General features: G+C 42.1%; 20 protein-coding genes and 5 tRNA genes. 11 read left to right on the top strand and 14 right to left on the bottom strand.

Annotation, left to right across the window (positions count from 1 at the left end):
* Window positions 1-6 precede the first annotated feature (6 nt).
* The 11 genes from rpoB to R3D86_03895 form a co-directional block, all read right to left on the bottom strand.
* Window positions 7-4107 (bottom strand): DNA-directed RNA polymerase subunit beta, encoded by a 4101-nt coding sequence (gene rpoB, locus R3D86_03845; protein MEZ5757335.1) that lies wholly within the window; start codon window positions 4105-4107, stop codon window positions 7-9.
* Window positions 4108-4407: 300 nt separating this feature from the next.
* Entirely contained in the window at window positions 4408-4782 is a 375-nt protein-coding gene (gene rplL, locus R3D86_03850) for a 50S ribosomal protein L7/L12 (protein ID MEZ5757336.1), read from the bottom strand.
* Between the two features lie 49 nt (window positions 4783-4831).
* Window positions 4832-5341, bottom strand: coding sequence for a 50S ribosomal protein L10 (rplJ, locus tag R3D86_03855; protein MEZ5757337.1), 510 nt, complete (start codon window positions 5339-5341; stop codon window positions 4832-4834).
* Window positions 5342-5640: 299 nt separating this feature from the next.
* Entirely contained in the window at window positions 5641-6339 is a 699-nt protein-coding gene (rplA, locus tag R3D86_03860) for a 50S ribosomal protein L1 (protein MEZ5757338.1), read from the bottom strand.
* Window positions 6340-6344: 5 nt separating this feature from the next.
* Window positions 6345-6773 carry a 50S ribosomal protein L11 gene (rplK, locus tag R3D86_03865; protein MEZ5757339.1) on the bottom strand — a complete coding sequence of 143 codons (429 nt, stop codon included), beginning with the start codon at window positions 6771-6773 and terminating at the stop codon, window positions 6345-6347.
* A 200-nt stretch (window positions 6774-6973) separates the two neighbouring features.
* Window positions 6974-7510, bottom strand: coding sequence for a transcription termination/antitermination protein NusG (nusG, locus tag R3D86_03870; GenBank protein ID MEZ5757340.1), 537 nt, complete (start codon window positions 7508-7510; stop codon window positions 6974-6976).
* Between the two features lie 3 nt (window positions 7511-7513).
* On the bottom strand, window positions 7514-7711 hold the full coding sequence (gene secE, locus R3D86_03875) for a preprotein translocase subunit SecE (GenBank protein ID MEZ5757341.1): 198 nt from the start codon (window positions 7709-7711) through the stop codon (window positions 7514-7516).
* A 77-nt stretch (window positions 7712-7788) separates the two neighbouring features.
* Window positions 7789-7864 (bottom strand) — tRNA-Trp (locus R3D86_03880).
* A gap of 51 nt (window positions 7865-7915) precedes the next feature.
* Window positions 7916-9109 (bottom strand): elongation factor Tu, encoded by a 1194-nt coding sequence (tuf, locus tag R3D86_03885; protein MEZ5757342.1) that lies wholly within the window; start codon window positions 9107-9109, stop codon window positions 7916-7918.
* Between the two features lie 96 nt (window positions 9110-9205).
* Window positions 9206-9279, bottom strand: a tRNA-Gly gene (locus R3D86_03890).
* 70 nt (window positions 9280-9349) lie between these two features.
* Window positions 9350-9434, bottom strand: a tRNA-Tyr gene (locus R3D86_03895).
* A 185-nt stretch (window positions 9435-9619) separates the two neighbouring features.
* On the opposite strand from R3D86_03895, the gene rlmB reads away from it, so the two are divergent.
* From rlmB to R3D86_03915, 4 genes are all read left to right on the top strand, one after another.
* On the top strand, window positions 9620-10456 hold the full coding sequence (gene rlmB / locus R3D86_03900) for a 23S rRNA (guanosine(2251)-2'-O)-methyltransferase RlmB (GenBank protein MEZ5757343.1): 837 nt from the start codon (window positions 9620-9622) through the stop codon (window positions 10454-10456).
* A 117-nt stretch (window positions 10457-10573) separates the two neighbouring features.
* Window positions 10574-10649, top strand: a tRNA-Thr gene (locus tag R3D86_03905).
* 327 nt (window positions 10650-10976) lie between these two features.
* On the top strand, window positions 10977-11732 hold the full coding sequence (locus R3D86_03910; protein ID MEZ5757344.1) for a YfbU family protein: 756 nt from the start codon (window positions 10977-10979) through the stop codon (window positions 11730-11732).
* Between the two features lie 224 nt (window positions 11733-11956).
* On the top strand, window positions 11957-13051 hold the full coding sequence (locus R3D86_03915) for a DUF4062 domain-containing protein (GenBank protein ID MEZ5757345.1): 1095 nt from the start codon (window positions 11957-11959) through the stop codon (window positions 13049-13051).
* A 68-nt stretch (window positions 13052-13119) separates the two neighbouring features.
* Here the strand turns inward: R3D86_03915 and R3D86_03920 are convergent.
* Window positions 13120-13207 (bottom strand) — tRNA-Leu (locus R3D86_03920).
* Window positions 13208-13411: 204 nt separating this feature from the next.
* On the opposite strand from R3D86_03920, the gene R3D86_03925 reads away from it, so the two are divergent.
* The 5 genes from R3D86_03925 to modC all read left to right on the top strand — a co-directional run bounded on the left by R3D86_03925 (window position 13412) and on the right by modC (window position 17891).
* Window positions 13412-13768 carry a LysR family transcriptional regulator gene (locus R3D86_03925; protein ID MEZ5757346.1) on the top strand — a complete coding sequence of 119 codons (357 nt, stop codon included), beginning with the start codon at window positions 13412-13414 and terminating at the stop codon, window positions 13766-13768.
* 81 nt (window positions 13769-13849) lie between these two features.
* The gene (locus tag R3D86_03930; protein ID MEZ5757347.1) at window positions 13850-15253 is read left to right on the top strand and encodes an alginate export family protein; all 1404 of its coding nucleotides are present in this window, start codon (window positions 13850-13852) and stop codon (window positions 15251-15253) included.
* A gap of 33 nt (window positions 15254-15286) precedes the next feature.
* Entirely contained in the window at window positions 15287-16042 is a 756-nt protein-coding gene (modA, locus tag R3D86_03935) for a molybdate ABC transporter substrate-binding protein (protein MEZ5757348.1), read from the top strand.
* An 11-nt stretch (window positions 16043-16053) separates the two neighbouring features.
* Entirely contained in the window at window positions 16054-16737 is a 684-nt protein-coding gene (gene modB / locus R3D86_03940; GenBank protein ID MEZ5757349.1) for a molybdate ABC transporter permease subunit, read from the top strand.
* A gap of 5 nt (window positions 16738-16742) precedes the next feature.
* Window positions 16743-17891, top strand: coding sequence for a molybdenum ABC transporter ATP-binding protein (gene modC / locus R3D86_03945; protein MEZ5757350.1), 1149 nt, complete (start codon window positions 16743-16745; stop codon window positions 17889-17891).
* A 1-nt stretch (window position 17892) separates the two neighbouring features.
* Here modC and R3D86_03950 read toward each other — a convergent pair whose 3' ends face one another.
* Complete coding sequence (locus R3D86_03950) at window positions 17893-20793, bottom strand: transporter substrate-binding domain-containing protein (protein MEZ5757351.1); 2901 nt, start codon at window positions 20791-20793, stop codon at window positions 17893-17895.
* A 224-nt stretch (window positions 20794-21017) separates the two neighbouring features.
* Here R3D86_03950 and R3D86_03955 point away from each other — a divergent pair, with 224 nt between their 5' ends.
* Window positions 21018-21236, top strand: coding sequence for a LapA family protein (locus R3D86_03955; GenBank protein MEZ5757352.1), 219 nt, complete (start codon window positions 21018-21020; stop codon window positions 21234-21236).
* Window positions 21237-21280: 44 nt separating this feature from the next.
* Window positions 21281-23698, top strand: coding sequence for an acyl-CoA dehydrogenase (locus tag R3D86_03960; GenBank protein ID MEZ5757353.1), 2418 nt, complete (start codon window positions 21281-21283; stop codon window positions 23696-23698).
* A gap of 7 nt (window positions 23699-23705) precedes the next feature.
* Here R3D86_03960 and fumC read toward each other — a convergent pair whose 3' ends face one another.
* Window positions 23706-25091, bottom strand: a complete 1386-nt coding sequence (fumC, locus tag R3D86_03965; GenBank protein MEZ5757354.1) for a class II fumarate hydratase — start codon at window positions 25089-25091, stop codon at window positions 23706-23708.
* Window positions 25092-25245 lie beyond the last annotated feature (154 nt).

Raw genomic sequence — 25245 nt, forward strand, 5'->3', positions numbered from 1 at the left:
AACGGTCTAGCTGTTATTATTTGTTAATTCGACATTCAGGCACAGAGATTTCATCTCTTTAACCAGAACATTGAATGATTCCGGAATTCCAGCATCAAAGCTGTCATCGCCACGAACAATACTTTCATAGACTTTCGTACGACCATTGACGTCGTCCGACTTGACTGTAAGCATTTCCTGCAAGGTATAGGCAGCACCATATGCCTGAAGTGCCCAAACCTCCATCTCACCAAACCTTTGACCACCAAACTGGGCTTTACCACCAAGTGGCTGTTGGGTAACGAGAGAGTATGGACCGATTGAACGGGCATGGATTTTGTCATCAACAAGATGGTGAAGTTTGAGCATATAAATGTAACCAACGGTTACTTTACGGTCAAACTTGTCCCCTGTCAGACCATCATAAAGATCAACCTGACCTGAACCTTCAAGCCCAGCTTCATTCAACATATCCACAATATCAGGTTCATGCGCACCATCAAATACCGGCGTTGCCATCGGAATACCATTACGAAGATTATCTGACATACCGATAAGATCTTCATCATTGAGTGGCGTAATTTCAGCTTTATATTGCTCTTTACTGTAGACGGTTTTAAATTTCTTACGAAGATTTTCCGCTATTTCAGCCTGTGATGCATCATGGGCATCAAGCATTTCTGAAATCTGAACACCCAGACCACGTGACGCCCATCCAAGATGGGTTTCAAGGATCTGTCCCACATTCATCCGTGATGGCACGCCAAGCGGGTTAAGACAGATATCAACTGGTGTTCCGTCTTCAAGATATGGCATATCTTCCTGTGGAAGAATACGCGAAATCACCCCTTTGTTTCCATGACGTCCCGCCATTTTATCACCAGGCTGAAGTTTACGTTTAACCGCAACAAAAACTTTAACCATTTTAAGAACGCCTGGCAGCAATTCATCACCACGCTGAAGTTTCTCAATTTTTTCCTCGAAACGCTCATGCAGTCTGGCTCGTGCTTCTTCAAATTGCTGGTGAAGGCCATCAATTTTTGCTGTTGCTTTTTCATCATCAACCGCAATCTGCCACCAGAGCCCATTTGAAAGTTCATCAAGAAGCTCTTCTGTAACCTTGCTTCCTTTTTTCACTTCCTTTGGACCACTTATAATTTTCTTATCCATAAGCAATGGTTTCAGACGTTGATAAATGCTGCGATCAAGAATTGACTGCTCGTCTTCACGGTCTTTTGAAAGGCGTTCAATCTCTTCACGTTCAATGGCAATGGCACGCTCATCTTTATCAATACCATGACGGTTAAAGACACGAACCTCAACCACAGTACCGGCAACACCGGGTGGCAGGCGCATGGATGTATCACGTACGTCAGCCGCTTTTTCACCAAAGATCGCCCGAAGAAGTTTTTCTTCAGGTGTCATTGGGCTTTCACCTTTTGGCGTGATTTTACCAACCAGAATATCACCAGGATGCACTTCAGCACCAAGATAGACTATGCCTGCTTCATCAAGGTTTCGCAGACCTTCCTCACCGACGTTTGGAATATCACGGGTGATATCTTCCGGACCCAGTTTTGTATCACGGGCCATGACTTCGAATTCTTCAATATGAATGGATGTGAAGACATCATCCTTCACAATACGCTCAGAGATCAGAATACTGTCTTCGAAGTTATAACCATGCCAAGGCATAAATGCCACAAGCACATTTCGACCCAGAGCCAACTCACCAAGATCAGTTGAAGGACCGTCAGCGATGACATCACCGGCTTTTACCTCATCGCCTACTTTTACAATCGGGCGCTGGTTAATACATGTGTTCTGGTTTGAACGCTGGAACTTTTGCAGCGTATAAATATCCACACCTGAACTATCAGGATCAATTTTGTCCGTTACACGAACAACAATCCTGATTGCATCCACCTGGTCAATAACACCGCCGCGGGTTGCCACAACTGCAGCACCGGAATCACGGGCAACAACCCGTTCCATTCCCGTACCGACAAATGGCGATTCCGCACGCAGCAGAGGCACGGCCTGACGTTGCATGTTTGATCCCATAAGAGCACGGTTCGCATCGTCATTCTCAAGGAATGGGATAAGCGCCGCCGCAACCGAAACAACCTGCTTCGGCGAAACGTCCATCAGGTTAATTTCTTCATGTCTTTTAAGTACATGATCACCTGCCTGACGACAGTCTACCAGCTCCTGCACAAAATCGCCATTTTCATCAAGTGGCGTATTTGCCTGGGCGATTGTATATTTTTCTTCTTCCATAGCGGAAAGATAGATAACTTCATCCGTAATTTTACCTTCTACCACTTTGCGGTATGGAGTTTCGATAAAGCCGTATTTATTCACTTTTGCATAGGTAGCAAGTGAGTTAATCAGACCAATATTCGGACCTTCCGGTGTTTCAATCGGACAAATTCTGCCGTAATGGGTTGTATGAACGTCACGCACCTCAAACCCGGCACGTTCCCGCGTCAGGCCGCCAGGGCCGAGAGCTGAAAGACGACGTTTATGCGTAATTTCAGAAAGCGGGTTGGTTTGATCCATGAATTGACTTAACTGAGATGACCCAAAAAATTCACGAACAGCTGCAACAGCCGGCTTTGCATTGACGAGATCATGTGGCATTACTGTATCTATATCAATGCTGCTCATACGCTCACGAATTGCTCTTTCCATCCTTAGAAGACCAATCCGATATTGATTTTCCATCAATTCACCTACAGAGCGGACGCGACGGTTCCCAAGATGGTCAATATCGTCAACAACACCTTTACCGTCTTTAAGATCAATCATTGTCCGGAGGACTTCAAGAATATCTTCCTTGCGAAGAACACGTACATCATCAGGGCATTCCTGGTTTAGACGCATATTCATTTTTACACGGCCAACGGCTGACAGATCATACCGCTCTGCATCAAAAAACAGACCTTCAAATAAAGCTTCTGCTGTCTCTCTGGTCGGCGGTTCGCCAGGACGCATGACGCGGTAAATTTCTGATAAAGCCATATCACGGTTCTGACATTTATCAGCCATCAATGTATTACGAAGAAACGGACCAACGCGCATATGGTCAATATCAAGAACGTCAATTACTTTAACGCCAGCTTCGGCAAAAAGGTCAAGATGCTCCTGTGAAATCTCTTCGCCTGCTTCGATATAAATCTCACCGGTTTTCTCATTGATCATATCTTCCGCAGCAAAACGGTTGATCAGATCATCATCTGGAAGCAGAACATTCAGAACACCTTCCTCCTGCAGCTTTTTAACAGTTCTTGGCGTAATTTTAGTGCCCGCCTCTACAAGAACTGAACCATCTTTTGCATTCACAAGATCAAACGTTGGCTTAACACCGCGCCAGCGATCAGGATCAAATGTAACGCTCCAGCCGCCTTTTACTTTTTTATATGTCAGACGGTTATAATAATAATCAAGAATATCCTCCGCGCTGAGCCCCAGGGCATAAAGCAATGTCGTCACCGGCATTTTGCGGCGACGGTCGAAACGTACATGGATTATATCTTTCGCATCAAATTCAAAATCAAGCCATGACCCACGGTAAGGGATTACACGTGCCGCAAAAAGAAACTTGCCTGAGGCCTGCGTTTTACCGCCATCATGATCAAAGAATACGCCTGGGGAACGATGCATTTGCGATACGATTACACGCTCGGTACCATTGACAATAAATGTCCCACGGTCCGTCATCAGTGGCAAATCGCCCATATAGACATCCTGCTCTTTAATATCAAGCACGGATCTTGCTTCTGTTTCTTCATCAACTTCAAAAACGATAAGCCGTAAGGTCACACGAAGTGGGGCCGCATATGTCATATCACGCTGCTGACACTCGTCAGTATCATATTTTGGCTTTTCTAATTCATAAGATACAAACTCAAGTGACGCAGTTTCGGCAAAGTCCGAAATTGGAAATACACTTTTGAATACCCCCTGCAAACCATCATTGGTTCGCTCAGCTGGTACTATATCTGTTTGCAGAAACTGATCATAAGAGCTTTTTTGAACCTTAATAAGATTTGGCATTTCTGCCACTTCACGGATACGTCCAAAATTCTTACGAACTTTTTTACGACTGGAATAAGAAGTCGCCATGTTCAACCCTCGCCAATATATTCTTGATCAAACTGATTTACTTCAAAAAAATCAATTAGTTAAAAGCAACTCAGCAATAAAAAATAAACAAAAAATTCAGATACGCCAAAACCGCTTCAGAATAACTTCTGAAAACGGTCATATTAAATTAGTCAAAATAACTTCAAAATCAATGGTAGATTATTGTATTCTAACAAATTATTTCAAATCCTGTTTAATGTTTACCACTCTCCCTAATAAAAGGGTAAAGGTGATGCGGGCACAACTAGCCCCTCGCATCACCTTTTTGATTTTTTAGAACTATTTAAGTTCTACTGTAGCACCGGCAGCTTCAAGCTTTGCTTTCAGCTCTTCAGCTTCAGCTTTTGAAACGCCTTCTTTAACGACTTTCGGTGCACCTTCAACCATGTCTTTAGACTCTTTTAGTCCAAGACCGGTAATGCCGCGCACTTCTTTAATCACGTTGATTTTCTTGTCGCCTGCAGAAGCAAGAACAACATCAAACTCTTCTTTCTCAGCAGCAGCTTCGCCAGCTGCAGCAGGAGCAGCAGCAGCAACAGCAACAGGAGCAGCAGCAGAAACACCCCATTTTTCTTCAAGAAGTTTTGAAAGTTCTGCAGCTTCCATAACTGTTAATGCAGATAGTTCATCAGCAATCTTATTTAGATCAGCCATTTTAATTTTCCTTAATTCAAATTAATATTTCAATTGAAACCCAGGTCGCTTAACCTTGCGATCCATAAGCACCAAACACGCGAGCCAGCTGACCGGCAGGGGCTTGCGTAATACTTGCAAGTTTTCCTGCTGGAGCCTGAAGCAGCCCAACGATTTTTCCACGAAGTTCATCAAGTCCAGGCAGTGCTGCCAATGATTTAACACCATCCACATCAAGGATAGTTGAATCCATTGATCCGCCAACGATTTCAATTTTATCGCTGTCTTTGGCATATTTAACCAGAACTTTAGCAGCAGCAACCACATCTTCGGAATATCCGAGGACTGTTGTGCCGTTTAGATGCTCTCCAAGGCCTTCAATTTTGGTACCTTCAAGTGCAAGACGAGCGAGCCGGTTTTTAGCAACCTTCAGAGTGGCACCCTCTTCACGCATTTTATTGCGCAGATCAGACATCTGAGCCACATTAAGCCCCAGGTTGCGCACGACAACTATTGAAGCAGATGTGTCAAAAACATCTTTTAAAAAGGATACCATTTCCTTTTTTTGAGTACGATCCATTCTCGTCTCCGATTTCAATTTGCAAAGATTAATAAATTAATCCTTACCGTTAAAATTTGATATGGGTTGGATATCCTCTCCATATCGCTCATGCCTGTCGTTTCCATCCTTGCGAATTTCCACACGGAAACTGTGATAAATCACAACCCCATCTATGCAGGCCCTTAAGCTTAAACCATCCCCTTATAAAAGGTTCCGGCACCTGCAGTTTCGGACAAGCCGGGATTACGGAGAAAACCTTCGTAACCCCAAGTTCCCGTCAGACACGTCTAACGGAATTCATTTTCATCAGCACCCGTTTAGTCAGCCAGGGCTGATGCTGTATCAATACTTAAGCCTGGACCCATTGTAGAAGACATGGACATGGTTTTAAAATATGTCCCTTTTACACCAGCAGGCTTTGCTTTAATGACGGCATCAATAAGTGTTTTTACATTTTCAACCAGTGATTTGTCATCAAAGCTGATTTTACCAACGCCAACATGAATAATACCGGCTTTCTCAACACGATATTCAACCTGACCACCTTTAGCAGCTTTTACTGCACCGGCCACATCCTGCGTAACTGTACCCAGCTTAGGGTTTGGCATAAGGCCACGAGGACCAAGCACTTTACCCAGACGGCCAACAATTGCCATCATGTCAGGTGTCGCAATACAGCGGTCAAAGTCCATCTCACCATTTTGGATTTTTTCCATCAGGTCTTCAGCACCGACGAGCTCTGCACCGGCTTTTTTTGCTTTTTCCGCATTATCACCGCGGGCAAACACGGCCACGCGTACTGATTTACCCGTACCATTTGGAAGACCAACAACGCCTCGCACCATTTGATCTGCATGACGCGGGTCAACACCCAGTCCGATTGCTACCTCAACAGTTTCATCAAATTTAACTTTTGAACGCTCTTTAAGAATCTTAACCGCCTCTTCAATAGAGTAGGACACATTAAGGTTAAGACCTTCGCGCATCGCTTTCGCGCGTTTACTTAATTTAGCCATCACCCTTATCCTTTAATCTCAATACCCATCGAACGGGCTGTTCCAGCGATGATTTCAAATGCCGCTTCTTTTGTATTTGCATTCAAATCAGCCATTTTTGTATCAGCAATCTCCTGAACCTGCGCCGCAGTCACCGAACCAGCAACCTCACGACCAGGCAATTTTGATGCTGATTTAAGGTTCGCCGCCTTTTTAAGCAGGAATGATGCCGGTGGCGTTTTTGTTACAAAAGTAAAGCTGCGATCCGCATAAACAGTAATAATCGTAGGAATTGGCATATTTTTTTCCAAATCCTGTGTTTGTGCGTTAAACGCTTTACAAAATTCCATAATATTAACACCGCGCTGACCAAGTGCTGGTCCGATTGGTGGTGATGGGTTGGCGACGCCCGCAGGCACCTGTAGCTTAATATAGCCGCTAATTTTCTTTGCCATTGTATACCTTTTATATAATATATTCAGGGATTAACCTGAAAGTTTAAAGGGATGTGGTACGGCCATGGCGGGCCTTCCACACGCTATGGGCATTTGCCCGGTTTATTTGGGATTATCTCCCAAACAACAAGCCGCCAAAAAATATAATACTTTTCAGCGACTCAGTAAGAGCGGCTTATAACAGCCTATTCATAATATTGCTAGTTTTTTTCTACCTGATTATATTCCAGCTCAACAGGTGTTGCCCGACCAAAGATCGAAACCGATACTTTCAGGCGCATTTTTTCAACGTCAACGCCTTCAACAATTCCTACAAAGGAATTAAAAGGACCATCAATTACGCGGACTTCCTCACCAACATCGTAAGTGATGGAAGGTGATTTTCTATCCACACCCTCTTCAACCTGATGAAGGATTTGCTTAACTTCTTTTTCACTGATTGGTGCCGGCTTCCCACCAGCTCCAAGAAAGCCACTTACTTTTGGTGTATTCTTGATCAGATGATAGGTCGAATCAGTCATATGCATTTTCGCCAGAACATAACCCGGGAAAAATTTATGCTCGGTAGTGACTTTCTTGCCTTTTTTAACCTCAACCACTTCTTCAACAGGCACAAGCACTTCTTCAATAAGCGCACTTAGACCATGAAGCTCAGCTGAAGACCTGATAGCCTCGGCTACTTTTTTCTCATATCCGGAATAAGCCTGGACGATATACCATTTTGCATCAGTCGCCATACCCTACGCCCCCAGTCCAAGTATAAGCTGAATAACAAAGGCCCAAAGCTGGTCAACTCCCAAAAAGAAAACAGACATTACAGCTGCCATGATAAAAACCATGATTGTTGTAACAGTTGCTTCTTTTCGGGTCGGCCAGTGTATCTTGGAGACTTCCTGACGAACCTGACGAACAAATTCTGCTGGGCTTGTTTTTGCCATCCTTCAAAACTTCCATATTATTTATGAACTTGACGATGAATACTCTAAAATCCACCACAAATCCACTTTTATTTAAATGGCAGGAGTGGAGAGACTCGAACTCCCGACACCCGGTTTTGGAGACCGGTGCTCTACCAACTGAGCTACACTCCTACAAATAGGCAGAACGGGCCCTATTACAAGACCCGTTCCACATAAAAACTACTATTCAACAATGGTAGCGACGACGCCGGCGCCTACAGTACGTCCACCTTCACGGATCGCGAAACGCAGACCTTCATCCATCGCAATCGGGTTGATCAGCTCAACATTAATCGCAACATTGTCACCAGGCATCACCATCTCAACACCAGCATCAAGGGTCACAACACCGGTCACATCAGTCGTACGGAAGTAAAACTGCGGACGGTAGTTGGTGAAGAATGGTGTATGACGGCCACCCTCATCCTTCGTCAGAATGTAGGCTTCGCCTTTGAACTTCGTATGTGGCGTAATCGTACCAACATGCGCAAGAACCTGTCCGCGCTCAACCTCTTCACGGCCAACACCACGGATCAAAGCGCCAATATTGTCGCCAGCCTGTCCACTGTCCAGAAGCTTGCGGAACATCTCAACACCGGTAACCGTTGTCTTCTGGGTCTTCTTAATACCCACAATCTCAACCTCGTCACCAACTTTAACAATTCCACGCTCAACACGGCCAGTCACAACTGTACCACGGCCCGAAATAGAGAACACGTCCTCAATCGGCATCAAAAATGCTCCGTCAATCGCACGCTCAGGCTGCGGAATATACTCATCAACCGCCTGCATCAGTTTCAGAATGCTTTCTTTACCAATCGCATCATCACGACCCTCAAGAGCTGCAAGTGCTGAACCGGCAACAATCGGAATATCATCACCAGGAAACTCATATTCATTCAGAAGCTCACGGATCTCCATCTCTACAAGCTCAAGAAGCTCCTCGTCATCAACCTGATCAACTTTGTTCAGATAAACAACAAGCGCCGGCACACCAACCTGACGAGCAAGAAGAATATGCTCACGGGTCTGTGGCATCGGGCCATCCGCTGCGTTAACAACCAATATCGCGCCGTCCATCTGCGCCGCACCCGTGATCATGTTCTTCACATAGTCAGCGTGACCAGGACAGTCAACGTGCGCATAGTGACGCGCATCTGTTTCATACTCAACGTGTGCTGTCGAAATCGTAATCCCGCGCTCACGCTCCTCAGGAGCCTTGTCAATATTCGCAAAGTCAACCGCTGCTCCACGTCCACTCGTCTCAGCCAATACCTTCGTAATCGCAGCCGTCAGCGTCGTCTTACCATGGTCAACGTGGCCGATTGTACCCACGTTACAATGCGGCTTATTGCGTTCAAATTTCTCTTTTGCCATCTTCTTCTACCTAAGTTTTCAAATTCGGATAATTAAATCCCTGTCTATTAAACACACCAGTGTAAGGCATTATTGCCAATTCACCGCATTAAAAATTGGAGCGGGCGAAGGGAATCGAACCCTCGTATTCAGCTTGGAAGGCTGCTGCATTACCATTATGCTACGCCCGCACAGAACACCGCTCCACCCTGATTCCACTTATTTTCCGGACCTTAGATTATACATCAAAAGTCAGGAAAATGGTGGAGGGGACAGGATTCGAACCTGTGTACGCTATGCGGCCAGATTTACAGTCTGGTGCCTTTAACCACTCGGCCACCCCTCCAAAAACAGGGTTTAAGTCACCAACAAAAGCAGGCAACTTGAAGCCGCAATATGGACATTTATTCTGTGATGTCAATGTATTTTTCCAGAAAATCACAACCTTTTTTATAAACTTGCAAAAATCACACAATAACTTGGCAATTAAAGCGGTTGCGCTAAAATGCAGACTAGCTTATAGCACATCATATGAGCAAAAATAAAATTAAAAAACAGGCCTCCAGAAATAAGCCGAAAAAGCAGTCTGAGAATTTGGCAAGAAGGAATCATCCGCATGAACAGGCTCCTTCCCAATCAAAAGGATTATGGTTATTTGGCCGACATGCTGTTCTTGCTGCCCTTGAAAATCCAATGCGCAAGATCAAGCGGCTGATCGTGGCAACCAAAAGCCAGGACCAATATCAGCATGCCCTGACAGAAATACATTTAAACCACCGCGCTTTGCATCCGGAAATAGTTGCTAATGAGCAGTTTGAGAAACTATTACCCCCTGATGCCGTCCATCAGGGTATTGCCTTGCTTACCGCTCCCCTGCCCGACAATCATCTTGAAGATGTATGCATTATATTGAAGGACAGAAAAAATCTGGTTCTGGTCATGGATCAGGTAACTGACCCACATAATGTTGGTGCCATCATAAGAAGCGCTGCTGCCTTTGGTGCCAAGGCAATCGTTACCACAGACAGACATGCCCCACCGGAATCCGGCGCGCTGGCCAAATCAGCGTCCGGTGCATTGGAGACGCTCCCATGGGTGCGCGTAACTAACCTGAGCCGCGCCCTTGATCAACTGGCGGATATGGGCTACTGGCGCGTTGGGCTGGACGGCTATGCCGAGCAGGATATTCGCGAGGCAGATTTCGGGGATAATATCGTTCTTGTGCTCGGCGCAGAAGGCAAAGGCATCAGAAAAGGAACAGCCGATCATTGTGACGGACTTGTAAAATTATCGATCAGCCGCACGGTGGAAAGTTTAAATGTTTCAAACGCGGCGGCAGTCGCCCTTTATGTTTTTTCCACATCGTAATAAAAAACACATATCACGCGAAAATAATGCTTGATTTTGAAATAAAACAACACTAGTTTTCGCCTACTTTCGTCAGAGTCTTGAAGTTTAAGGTTCTGATATTATCTTTACTAAGATGCCTCTATAGCTCAGTTGGTAGAGCAACTGATTTGTAATCAGTAGGTCCGCGGTTCGAGTCCGTGTGGGGGCACCACTTTTCTAAAATTTAATAGTTGCTAACGTAATCCAGATTTTGGGTTATAGAGTGCTGAATATACACTATCCAGATTAGTAAATCATTCAAACGTCCAAGATGCGCCTATAGAGCAGCTCGAAAGAATAGCTAGACTCCATCATAGAACGTCATAGTAAACTATATTTTGAAATACGTCTCCCACGCAATGCATTTGATATACATACAATACCACTTTCAAATGGGTTAGCATTAAATATACATCTTTCATTGACATACGTCATTAAAAACGTTATATACGTATATATGTACGTAATTTATCAATATTGAACTATTAAAGGAATATGAATGAAACCCAAAACAGAAAGATTTGAAATGCGCCTTGATCAGGAGACGCTGGATAGTGTTGATCAATGGCGATTACAACAGCAGGATTCACCTTCACGCGCTGAAACAATCAGAAGATTAATTCGCGTAGGTTTAGGTGTAACTGCAGGGAAAGAAGTCAAAATTGGAAAGGAAGTCAAAATTGGGAAAGAAATTGAAATTAGAGACGGTGAAAAACTAATAATTATGATGCTTAGCGATTTGTATAAGCATCATAAAGTGATAAATGGAGAGATTGACGCTGATTTCGTAAATGCATCAATTCGTGGAGGACACTATTGGGGTTTGGATTGGGAGTATCCCGGATTATTCCATGGACATATGGATAAAAATTCGGTTGTTTCTGAAGTGGTCGATATACTGGATATGTGGTCACTTATTGAAAGTGCACATTCAAAGTTATCGAAACAAGACAAAGAAAAGGTTGAAAAAGAAGCAGAGCCATTTGGAAGGAATGTCATTTTCCCAGGGTTTGATGGTAATTATGAAAGTGAATATTACAGTGTGGCTCGTTTTTTAATTCATGACATGAAGAGATTTCTAACTTTCGAGAAGAGAGACCTTAACTCACATGCACCTCTGATTTCAGCGTATAAGAGAATGCTAACTGTATTCAAGCCTATACGAAATAATCTAATTGGCGCAGAACTCAATCGTTCACAAATTATAGCAGTATTGAAAGCTATGATTCACCCAGATCAAAGAAAAGAAAGATAATGTATATATGAATTATCTAATTTATTTGCATTTTCCGGAAAGAAAGTAAAAGAGATGATTTTAAAAGAATATATTTGTGTTAAGTGTAAAAGGAGGTTTCACGTTGAGATATTAGAAGATGGTGAGCCGTTGCCACCAGGAACCGTACCAACCAAACCACAATGTGTTTGTGGCAGTTTTGCATTAATTGACCCTACTGAAGTTATAGAGAAACAGGATTATTAATGAAGATATTTATAAGCTCTCTAATAAATAATATGGAGTCGCAAAGAGTGTCGGCTGCGACTGCAATTAACGATCTAGGACACGAACCGATTAGAGCCGAAAGTTACCCTGCGTCTCCAGACTCTCCACAATCAGCATGTCTGTCAGGAGTTAGAGACTCTGATCTTGTTATATTAATTTTAGGTGAAAAATATGGCTTTATTCAGGATTCTGGCTTATCTGCCACACACGAAGAATACAGAGAAGCTAAAGAGAGAAAACCAGTATTAGCATTTATTCAAACAGGAGTTGATTTTGATAAAAAACAAAGCGCTTTTGTTGAAGAAGTTCAAGATTGGAGTTCAGGTCAGTACACTGCCTCATTTGAAGATTTATCAAGTTTAAGATCTACAATTACGCGTTCAATACATGAATGGGAATTATCCCAAGCATCAGGACCTATAGATTCAGAGCAAACTCTTTCAGAGGCTTTATCACTCTTTGCTGTGGAAGAAGTAAGTTATGGAGGGTTGTCTCCTCAATTATGGGTTGTAGTTTCCGGCGCTCCGACACAATCAATATTAAGACCAAGTGAATTAGAAAATAAAGATTTGATCGATTGGTTACAAAGAGAAGCTTTATTTGGCAAGGCCCGTGTGTTTAATAACGGCGAAGGGATAAAACCCTCAATCAAAGGTCATAATCTCATATTAAAGCAACTTTCTAATTCCGTACTCATCAACGAAAGAGTTACAATATCAGTTCGAGTAGCTTTAGGCACCACTACAAGAGGGATGATGGTAATTATTGAAGAAGATCTTTTGGAAAAGATAATTTGCTCTCTTAAATATACCTCTTCGGTCTTAGACCATATAGATTCTCAAAGTAGGATTTCCCATGTAGTAATTGCTGCGGCAGTAGTAAATGCCAATTATTTCGCTTGGAAAACAAGAGCGGAGCATCATGAGCATCCTAACACTGCTTCGATTAATATGACTGAACCTCAAGTTAAGCACTTTAATCCTCCACATAAACCTAGAGGATCACTTCGCATGCAGCCTGAAAATTTAGCAGAAGACATTCTTGCATTGCTAAAACGAGGCGTACGCACTTAACTCTATTAGAGATGATACTAATTCTACTAGACTTTTTAACTATGCTAACTGGCAATTTACCATAGACTTGGTGCCCAGAAGAGGACTCGAACCTCCACGGCCGCAAGGGCCACTAGCACCTGAAGCTAGCGCGTCTACCAATTCCGCCACCTGGGCATCGTGCGAAAGGAGACTTATCTAGCACAAGATATATTTTAATCAAAGCCTAAAATGCGAAATTCCGCATGCAATATTTTAGGATTTTATTTTCAACAATAATCCGCGTGCTTATCACTTTGTAGGATGACAAAAAAATGAGTTTGATAAGCGATCCCAACCCATTATATTTATTCATAGTAAAATTAAACCGGGATCTACTAAATGGCTAAAAATGACAAAGACTTTTCAGTTAAGATTCGCATTCTGTCCGGGGATGAACTGGCGATGGGACCTGGGAAGGCTGATCTTCTGGATCAAATCAGCAAAACCGGCTCCATAGCGGCGGCAGGTCGCGCCATGAACATGAGCTACAAAAGAGCCTGGGATCTTGTAGAAACAATGAATAAATGTTTCAAAACCCCTTTGGTCGAAAAATCAAAAGGAGGCGCCACCAAAGGCGGCGCCATTGTAACACCGCTGGGAAAAGAGATACTGGGCCAGTATAGAAAAATTCAAAGAACTGCAATCGACACCATAAAGCGTGATGTTGATGATTTGCACCGGCTTTTAAAAGACTAACTTAAATTCAAATTAGCTTGACATTAAAAAACGGATATCTTAAATCTCCGATATATTTCATTAAATATATCGGAGATTTAAGTGACCACTAAAAGTAATTTTTCTTCTTACTTCATCATTTTTTATATAATTTTTTTATTCATGATCACTTCGGTTGCCAACGCTGAAAGTGAACCATTCCGGCTGCAAAAGGCAATCGGGCTTCCCGATTGGTTTACTTTACAGGGTAGCTACAGAGTAAGGTATGAAGCATTAAACAACCCATTTCGTTCTGGTGCCACGGGTTCTGACCAAATTCTGGTCGAACGCCTTTTACTTAACACCCAAATAGATATCGATAATTTCTACTTAGGTGCAGAATTCGAAGATTCTCGTTCTCAGCTTGATGATGCTGGTACCCCACTTGGTACTGATGATGTGAATACTGCTGAACTGCTACGTGCTTATATCGGTTATCAACAAAAAGGGTTAATTATTGCAGGAGACACCTTAAATATTCAGGCTGGCAGACTAACGATTGATGTCGGAAGCAGACGATTGGTTGCCCGAAACCGTTTTCGGAATACCCTTAATGCCTTCACCGGAATAAATGTCATATGGACAGGGCAAAATGATTTAAAACTGCAGGGTTTCTGGACAATGCCCGTAAATCGCAAACCTACAAATCGCATTAAACTTGATCATAACGAAGTTGAATTTGATTCCGAAAACTCAAACGTCACATTCTGGGCAATTTACGCTTCAAAAGAAAATTTAACCAATAATATAAATGGGGAAGTTTATTTCTATGGTTTGAATGAAGACGATAATTCTGATCTTGCCACAAGAAACCGTCATATCTATACGCCGGGCGTCAGAATATATTCAAAGCCGAAAGAAGGCTTATGGGATTTCGAGATTGAATCAGCATATCAGTATGGGAAATCAAGGAAGACAACTTCACCCGCCGACCTAGCAGATTTAAATCATTCAGCTTTCTTTTCTCATGTTCATCTGGCGCACACACTAAAAAACAGCTGGAGTCCACGTCTGGTTTTTCAGTATGACTTTGCCAGCGGCGACAAACAATCAAATGATAATAATAACAACCGCTTTGACACACTTTATGGAGCACGACGCTTTGATTTTGGCCCAACCGGAATCTATGGTGCATTTGCCAGATCAAACATAAGCTCCCCGGGAACTCGTGGTGAGTTTAACCCAACAGGTAAAACACAAGCATTTATAGGTTATAGAGCTATTTGGCTGGCTAGCAGCAAAGACTCCTTAACCACCGCTTCTCTTACCGACATAACAGGAAACTCTGGAAATTTTGTAGGGCACCAGATTGAAACAAGAGTAAGATACGCTCTTTTTGCCGGGAATCTGCAAATCGAGGCTGGCGGCGCTTATCTGATCGCAGGACAATTTTTAAAAAATGTTACCAACGCACCAAAAGAAGGCAACTCAATTTATGCTTACCTGCAATCAAGTTTTACATTCTAACATTTTTAAAGTGTTTTGACTGAGGAGATTACCATGAAAAAAAACAATATTATTTTACTGATATTATTCTTAATTCTTTGGGGACATTCATACACATTTGCAATGGCTGAAAATGTTCGTGTCGCAGTTGCTGCTAATTTTACCGAAGCGGCCAATGAGATAGGCCAGGCCTTTGAGAAGAATACAGGTCACAGCGCTCAGTTCAGTTTCGGGTCCACAGGCCAGTTATTCACCCAAATTTCACAAGGAGCCCCTTTTGAAATATTTCTGGCTGCAGATCAAAGCAGGCCTAAAAAAGCTGTGGAAGATGGATATGCCGTAAAAGACAGCCAATTTACTTATGCTATAGGAAAAATTGCTTTATATAGTGAAGATCCTGATTTTGTTAATGGTGAAGAAACATTAAAACAAAGCAGATTTACGAAAATAGCAATAGCAAATCCGACCACCGCGCCTTACGGTGCTGCAGCAGTGGAAGTCATGAAACAATTAGACCTCTATAACTCTCTTCAAAATAAAATAGTTCAGGGAAATAATATTGCCCAGACTTATCAGTTTGTTCATAGTCTTAATGCCGAAGTCGGTTTTGTGGCCTTGTCACAAATCAGTTCGCATAAGGAGGGTTCCAGATGGATAATACCTGCTGAATTATATTCTGAAATTGCACAGGATGCCGTACTGCTAAAAGAAGGGGAAAATAATGAGGCAGCTTTGGCTTTCATAAATTTTCTTAAAAATCCCCTTGCACGAAATATCATAGAAAAATATGGATATGGCACCAAACAATAGAAATGGAAAATATGAACGAAATAGCTGACCTCTGGCCGCCAATCCGACTGACCCTTGAACTGGCAACAATAACCACTATTGGATTATCAATTATAGGAACACCGATTGCCTGGTGGCTATGCCATTCAAGATCAAAATGGAAAGATATTGTCGCCGCCGTCGTTACATTACCGATTGTCCTGCCACCAACTGTAATTGGCTTTTATCTCCTTATCGCATTGGGGCCCAAAGGACCGGGCGGATGGATTGCGGAACTTTATGGCGAGCGCTCTCTTGCCTTCACGTTTCAGGGGTTGGTGATCGGCTCAATCATTTATTCCCTTCCCTTTGTCGTTCAGCCGATAAGAAACTCATTTGAAGCGATTGGTAAACGCCCGCTCGAAGTTGCCTCCACTTTGGGCGCGTCGCCCTGGAATGCTTTCTGGACAGTTGCTGTTCCCCTTGCCAGACCCGGGTTCATGACGGGTGCCATTCTTGGCTTTACCCATACGATCGGTGAATTTGGTGTGGTTCTGATGATCGGTGGTAATATTGCCGGGGAAACAAAAGTGTTATCAGTCGCTATTTATGATTATGTGGAAACACTTGAATGGACACCCGCCCATATATTGGCAGGCGGTATGCTTCTTTTTTCTTTTATAATCATTTTATCAATGATTAAATTTGAAAAATATTTCAGTAAGTCAGCCCAATGAATGAAATGACGGAATATAAACATATCGAAGTTGCCTTTAAAGGCTCCATTGGTGATTTCAGACTGGATATAGAATTTCAAATGCCTTTAAAAGGGATAACCGCATTATTTGGACCATCCGGCTGCGGCAAGACAACGATCCTCCGATGCCTGGCCGGGCTCCACCAATTGCCGGGAAAAGTAATCGTTGATAATGAAATTTGGCAAAATGATCAGATTTTTATAAAACCGCATAAAAGATCAGTCGGTTATATTTTTCAGGAAGCCAATCTCTTTTCACATCTTACAGTTCGACAAAATTTGCTTTACGGTGCCGAACGGGCTCGCGCCCATAATCTAAAGGAAACGTTCCATTATAATGATGTTGTTGAATTGCTCGGTATCAATCACCTGCTAAACCGCTCTACCCTTTCATTATCAGGAGGAGAAAGGCAGCGCGTTGCAATCGGACGCGCCATTCTCGCACAACCAAGATTATTACTTATGGATGAACCACTTTCCGCTTTGGACCAAACTTCCAAACAGGGAATTTTAACCTGCTTTCAAAGACTTCATGATGAATTTTCCCTGCCAATTCTTTATGTCAGCCATGATATAAAGGAGGTTTCATTGCTATCTGACCGTATCATCGTTTTGGACGATGGAAAAAAGGTGGAGGAAGGTATTGCAAAGCAAGTTTTCCCGGCTTTAAATCATGTCAATCCAGATAACCCGTTCATTGATGTGGATAAAAGAACCGACCTAATTGCTGTGATAAAAGAACATGATAACAACAATCATTTGACCATTTTAGAGTTTCAGGGACAGGAGATTATTTTACCAAAGATAGATGAAAAGCCGGGCAAAGATGTCATTTTATCCTGTCTGACAGAGAATATCGCCATCGTCCCCTATCATACTGAATTCATATGTAGCACACCTAAATTAATCGCTACGGTCAAAAATATTGAGTTTGATCAGAGATCAAGTTTTTCAGAAATTTTACTTAATCTTGGCGACGAAACCGTAAAAATAAAAGCCCCACAGAAACTGTTAATTGACTTAAGCCTTAAGAAGAACGCCCAAGTTTTCCTGATTATGACAAACATCTTTCATAATCAATTGACCAAAGCTGAAACATCCAAAAATTTTAATGATAAGAGTTCTGCGTTTTAACCTATTGTAGCGTTGTTGTTGACGGGAAGTGCCTCCCTGATTTTTTTGATATAATACAGGCATTCTCTATTAAATCTGGCAGAAAAAACATCACTGATGTCCCTTTTCCCAGCGCACTTTCAATTTTAAGTCTCCCACCATGAGCTTCTATCAGAAGTTTTGTAATTGCCAGCCCCAGTCCCCAGCCTTCCTCTGCATAATAGGCCGATTTCTTCCCTTTAAAAAATGGTTCCGTCAGATTTTCAATCAGTTCTTCTTCAATACCCTGCCCGTTATCTTTAACCATTATTTTTTTCATATCCTGTTGCTGTTCAACAGAAATTGTTATTTCCCCTTCATTTTGGGTATATTTTATAGAATTGGTTAAAAGATTGAACAATACCTGTTTCAAGGCCAGGCGATCTGCATAAATTTCAGGCTGGTCTTTATCCATGGAAAAATTTAGTGTGATATTTTTCTGCATTATCTGGTACCGCATAATTTCAGTACATTCTTCAACAATCTCCTTAGCAGATAAAATTTCTTTATTTATATCCTTCTTCCCGCTTTCAATTTCGGTAAGGTCAAGCAGAGTATTGATCAGATCAAGAAGGTGTTTCCCGCTCCTATTTATATCCTTAACATAATCAAGTTGCTTTTCATTCAATTCACCAAAATATTTATTTAGCAACATTTCCGAAAAGCCGAGAATTGCATTTAATGGCGTTCTTAGTTCATGGCTTGTCTCAGCCAGAAAAGTTGATTTAGCTCTATTAGCCTTCGTTGCATCGTGCAATGCCTGTTCCAGTGCATATTGCGCCTGTGTAATATCAGTTAAATCAGTTATCGAGCCAATAAAAGACACTTTATCTTTTATCTTCATTTCCCCAACGCCCAGATGGATGGGAACTTCCTCACCATTTTTACGAAGGGCTTTTACCTTTATTCCAATTCCGATTATTTTTCTCACACCAGAGGTTATATAGTTTTCTATATATTTATCATGCCGGGTTGCATGAAATTCAGGCATTAACATTTTTACATTTTTGCCGACAACTTCATCACTTTTATAGCCAAATATTTTTTCTGCTGCTTCATTAAATACCTCAATGGTCCCTTTACTATCTGCCACAATTGCTCCTGTTGCAATATTTTTGAATGCGCCATGAAAACGCTCCATATCGCTATCAAGTTGTTCGGCAATCAATTCTTTCGATTTGATCTCCAAATTTAGTTTTTCTTCAATTTTCCTTCTAAGACTGATTTCTCTTCTCATGCTGTAATTCCAGATCAAAATTACAACACTAATGAAAATAGAAAATCCAAGTACATATAAAAGGGCTCCATAATTCGTTGTGGGTTCAATATTAACTGAATACCATTTATTGAATATTTTTTGCCTTGATAACGGATCTATATCTGCAAGGGCTTTTTTTATTGAACTGGCAAGCAAGGGCAAATCTGCCTGAATCCCCATAGCACTTTCCATTTTATAGGGGGAAATACCGGTAACAATCAGGTTTGAAGTACCAATGATCGGCATTAATGAATTTACAAATGGAATATCCCCAATATAAGCATCAGTCTGCCCGACCAGAACCATATTTAACGCTTTCTGATCATCTTCCGCCTCAATGATTTTGATATCAGGATAATCTTTTTTTATGAATTCCACTAATGCCGCATCTTTACTCAGCGAAATTTTATGCCCCACCAAACTTTCCAAAGATGTAAAAACCTGATTGTTTTTGACCGTAAATATAGCTTGTTCAAACTTCATGTAAGGTTCAGTAAAAATAATATACTCTTCACGCTCTTTGGTTGGCGTTACAACAGCGATCATATCAATTTGATGGGCTTTAAAACTTTCAAGACCGGAATGCCAGTTATCATTACCAGCCCATTTAAATGTGACATTTAATCTTTGCGCAATTTCATCTAAAAAATCCCCTGAGATACCTGAAATATTTCCGTTCTTATCAATAAATTCATAGGGAAATGTCTTCTTTTCAGCAGCAACCAGAATTGTTTTATGATTGGAAAGCCAGTTTTTTTCCTGCTGGGTAAGACCTACATTATAGTCACTTATTGCAGGCTTGATCCATTTATTGGAAATTTCCCTGAACTCTTCATCGGTAACCAGGGCCATACCTTTTTTTATGATGTCTATTAATATCGGGTTATTTTTATGAACGGCAATTCGTTGTTCAATGTCATTATCCTGCATCACAAGATCATCGCCAATAATCTCGATATCTTTAATATTATCCTGGGAAAGGGTAAAATCGATGGCGGTAACATCGCCCGGATAAACATCTATCTCACCAGAAGAGAGAGCCATTAAAACCTCTCTGTTATTAGAATAGGTTATGTAATTTAACTCTGGATATTTCTGCTGATAACTTGCACCAACGATATGGTTTTTTATAATACCAATATTTTTCCCTTTTAAGTCATTAACACCATTAATTCTTTGTGCGCCGGAATGACCATATATAGCAATGGGCACTTTAAAATATGGGTCAGAAAAATTGAAATAATTCTCCCTTTCCTCAGTTCTTGAAAGGGTTTGAATGATATCAACTTCTTGGTTTTTGGCATTTTCAAGCATTAATGACCAGCTACCAAAATTTATATATTCAATTTTTAAACCGACTTTACTGGCGATCAGGTTTAGGTAATCAATGGAAAGGCCAGCAGGAACGCCTGCACTGACAAAATCAATGGGAGCATAACCCGTATTATTGGAAGCGGTAACGACAGGATGTTCGGCAATCCATTTTTTTTCCGTAATGGAAAGGGAGGATGCCTCGTTAATTTCTCCTGCAAGAGCAAAAAAAGAAAATGTAAAAAAGTGAAAAACAAATATCGCGCATATAAATATTTTCTCTACACATTTTAGACCGGAAATGCGCATCCTCATCAAACCCCCTAACAAAAAATTAATGTGTCAATATTTCCCGAATAAAGTGTCAACAGAATTTAATATATAAAATATTATTGTTAATATTTATTTAAGTTTTACAACCTTTTTTTCGTGCATTAATTGAAATTGTTTAAATTCCTGATGTTTAAATATGCTCTAATTGTGTATAATGGCAACAGCAACCTTAAAGAACGTAAAAAACCAAGAAAGATAACTGCTATATGAAAAAATTAAAACATTATCTGGCTATGGTATGTGGGGCTATGCTTCTGCTTTTTGTCCTGCAGAACATGACCATTGTTGAAATCAATTTTCTGTTCTGGTCCTTTCAAACCAGCCGCTTTGTCATTATCGCGTTTTCTTTGCTTACCGGTGTCTTGATAGGCATGATCATCAGCAGCCATAAAAAAACGGATCCTGAAATTGAAACAACAGAATAGTTTGAAACCAATGCTATAAAACCTCCTAATAAAGGAAACTAAAAATGCCCGTCATATATTTAATAATTTCATTAATACTCCTTGTTGGTTCGTTTTATAAAAACCGCTCCGAAATGATTTTCATTTTTCTCGGATTGGTTATCTGGTCACTGCTTGGGGTAATCGGTGCCTCAGACAGTATGGCAGTCATAATAGCACTGATCATTTCAGGTATCGGTCTTATCCTCCAATATAACATCCCTTTAAGGCGGTCATTTATTACGGACCGATTATTTGATATTGCCGCCAATGTTCTGCCAAGAATGAGTGAAACGGAAAAAACGGCATTGGAGGCAGGGACCGTCTGGTTTGATGGAGAAATTTTCTCTGGTAAGCCCAACTGGGCAAAGCTGATGAAAGAACCCGCCTTCAAATTGTCTCCGGAAGAACAGAAATTTATCGATGGCCCAGTTCAGAAACTTTGCGAAATGCTCGATGACTGGCAAATTCAGCAGGATAGAGAGCTTCCAGACAAGGTCTGGGCTTATATGAAAAAGGAAAAATTTTTCGGTCTGGTCATCCCCAAAGAATATGGCGGCTTAGGCTTTTCAGCATCAGGACATTCAGCGGTCGTTACCAAAATATCGACACGAAGTATTGCAGCAGCAGTGACCGTTATGGTGCCAAATTCATTGGGTCCTGGCGAACTTTTATATCATTACGGCACGGATGAGCAGAAAAAAACATATCTTCCAAAATTGGCGGATGGCACAGAAATTCCCTGTTTTGCGCTGACCGGACCGGAAGCCGGTAGTGATGCAGGTGCCATGCAAAGTTTTGGCACTGTAATGAAGAAAAAAATAAAAGGAAAAAATGTCCTCGGTATCTCTCTTGATTTCAATAAAAGATATATCACCCTTGCCCCTGTCGCGACCCTGATCGGGCTTGCCTTTAAACTGCGTGACCCACAACATCTGCTGGGTGATGAAGAGGACAGAGGCATCACCTGTGCCCTGCTTCCCCGCGATATTGAAGGACTGACAATTGGCAACAGACATGATCCGATGGGGGTCCCGTTCGCCAATGGCCCGATCCATGGCAAGGATGTGTTTATTCCTGTTTCAGCCATTATCGGCGGAGAAAAAGGTATTGGTAACGGATGGCGTATGCTGGTTGAATCGCTCGCTGCCGGACGGTCAATTTCTTTACCTTCTCTCTCCGTTGGGGCCGCGCAATTATCAACCCGTGTCTGCGGCGCATACGCAACAATAAGGGAACAGTTTGATACGCCCATTGGCCGCTTTGAGGGGGTCGAGGAAATTCTCGCCCGCATTGCCGGATATACATATATGATGGATGCAACCCGCCAGATGACTTGTGCGGCAATTGATGGCGGTGAAAAACCATCCGTCTTATCAGGAACGGTAAAAGCCTATTTAACTGAAGGGATGCGTAAAACCCTTAACGATGCTATGGATCTGAGAGCAGGTGCAGCGATTATTCGTGGGCCACAAAATATCCTTTCAAGGGCCTATTCCGCCATTCCCATTGGAATTACAGTCGAGGGATCAAACGTCCTGACCAGATCAATGATCATTTACGGACAGGGGGCAATCAGAAGCCATCCTTATCTATTAAAGGAAATGACCGCATTGCAAACAGATGACAAAGCCGGGTTTGATAAATATCTCTGGAAACATATTTTCAATGTCTTCAGTAATTTAACCCGATGTTTCCTGCTTGGTCTTTCGATAAAAACCGGCCTTATTAAGCTTTCCAACAGCCGGATTGAGACAATAGCACAGGCAAAACTGACCTATTTAAGTGCTGCCTTTTCACTGACATCGGATATAGCGCTCGCCACATATGGCGGGGCCTTAAAGCGTAAGGAAATGGTCAGTGGGCGGTTTGCCGATGCTTTCTCCTGGATATATCTGGCCTGCGGCGCCTTAAAAAGACATCACGATGCAAAAGAACGTGATATGGAGCCGATATTGGAATGGTCCATTCAAACCGCCTGTCATAACGCGCATGAAGCCGTTCTCGGCAATATTGATAACCTGCCAAATCCGTTTATTCGTATTCTGATAAAAATAATATCATCGCCACTCGGACTGCGGTTTAAGCTTCCTGATGACAAACTGACTGGCACTGTTGCCGCAAGTATTCTTGACGGAGACAAACGCCGCGAAATTTTATCAAAGGATGTCTTTGTACCCGGTAAGGATGATCCGGCACTTGGCCGTCTTGAGCAGGCTTTAAAACTCGCTGAAGATAGCCTTCCGCTTAAGAAAAAGCTCAGAATTGCCAGAAAAGAAGGCAAAATCAATGCCCGTTATGGTGAAATGATGATTGCCGAAGGGCTGGAGGCAAAAATAATAACCAACAAGGAAGCAACAGAGCTTAGAAAATATGATCAACTTGTACTGGATGTGATTAATGTCGATGATTTTGATGTGGCAACCTATAAGACGCTCAAATAAAATCAGCTTATTTACCAATCATATTTTCAGGATTAACCCACTGGTCGAACTGATCTTCGCTTAATAGTTCAAGCGCCAGTGCCGCCTGTTTTAGGGTCAGGTTTTCCGCATAAGCTTTTTTCGCAATTTTTGCCGCATTATCATATCCGATATGCGGATTTAACGCTGTGACCAGCATAAGTGATTGTTCCATAAGTTCTGCTATTCTGACTTCATTTGCCTGAATACCCGCCAGACAGTTTTTACAGAAACTATTGACCGCGTCTGACAAGAGCCGGATGGATTGAAGCAAATTATAGATCATAACCGGTTTGAAAACATTAAGCTCAAAATGACCGTTTGATCCGGCAACCGTGATGGTGACATGATTGCCCATGACCTGGGCACAAACCTGGGTAAGGGCTTCACACTGGGTCGGGTTAACCTTGCCCGGCATTATAGAAGAACCCGGTTCATTTGCCGGCAATATAAGCTCCCCCAGCCCGCTGCGCGGGCCACTGGCCAGAAAACGGATATCATTGGCAATTTTCATCAGGCTGGTGGCTATGACATTAAGCACACCTGATGTTTCAACTATTGCGTCATGAGCGGCAATCGCCTCAAATTTATTTTTTGCTGATGTAAAATTAAGATTGGTTATTTTATTGACAGCTTCTGTAAATTTTGCATGAAAGTCAGGATTGGCATTTAAGCCTGTGCCAACTGCGGTTCCCCCCTGTGCCAGCTCCATTAATCTCGGCAGGCAGTCGTTTACCCTTTCAATCGCCAGTTCACATTGCCTTTTATATCCGGAAAATTCCTGTCCCAGGGTAATGGGTGTCGCATCCTGTGTATGGGTTCTGCCGATTTTGATAATATGATCAAATTCCGAAGATTTGGCTGATAGTAGCCCATATATATTTTCAAGTGCCGGAAGTAACGCATTATATACCTGCTCTGCCGCCGCAATCGACATGGCCGTTGGGAAGCTATCGTTTGAGCTTTGACCAAGATTGACATGATCATTGGGATGGACCGGATTTTTGCTTCCCCTCACCCCGCCAAGCAGTTCAATAGCCCGGTTGGCGATGACTTCATTGGTATTCATATTGCTTTGGGTGCCAGATCCGGTTTGCCAGACAACCAGCGGAAACTGATCAGATAGCTTTCCTTCAATCACCTCTTCTGCCGCCTGAATAATTGCAGAGGCAATTTTATGATCAATAAGTCCCAGTTTGGCATTGGCCATTGCCGCCGCTTTTTTCTGAACCCCAAGGGCACGAATTAACGGGATTGGTAGTTTTTCTCCACCAATTTTGAAATTTTCAAGCGATCTTTGTGTCTGCGCACCCCAGTATTTATACTCATCCACCTTAACGGTGCCCATAGTGTCTGTTTCTATACGTGTGCCCATTCTGATCTATCCCTTATATGCAGATTATTTTTGTACTTTGTCACTAAACTTTATCCCAAATAAAGACCGCTATTACAAATGATTTGTATCAGCCGAGTTGTCTTGCAAATCTATAAGATTGTCAGCAGGGGAATTTATACCTATAAAAATGTTA

It is taken from the genome of Emcibacteraceae bacterium, from assembly GCA_041396985.1.
In the GTDB taxonomy this organism is placed as follows: domain Bacteria; phylum Pseudomonadota; class Alphaproteobacteria; order Sphingomonadales; family Emcibacteraceae; genus Pseudemcibacter.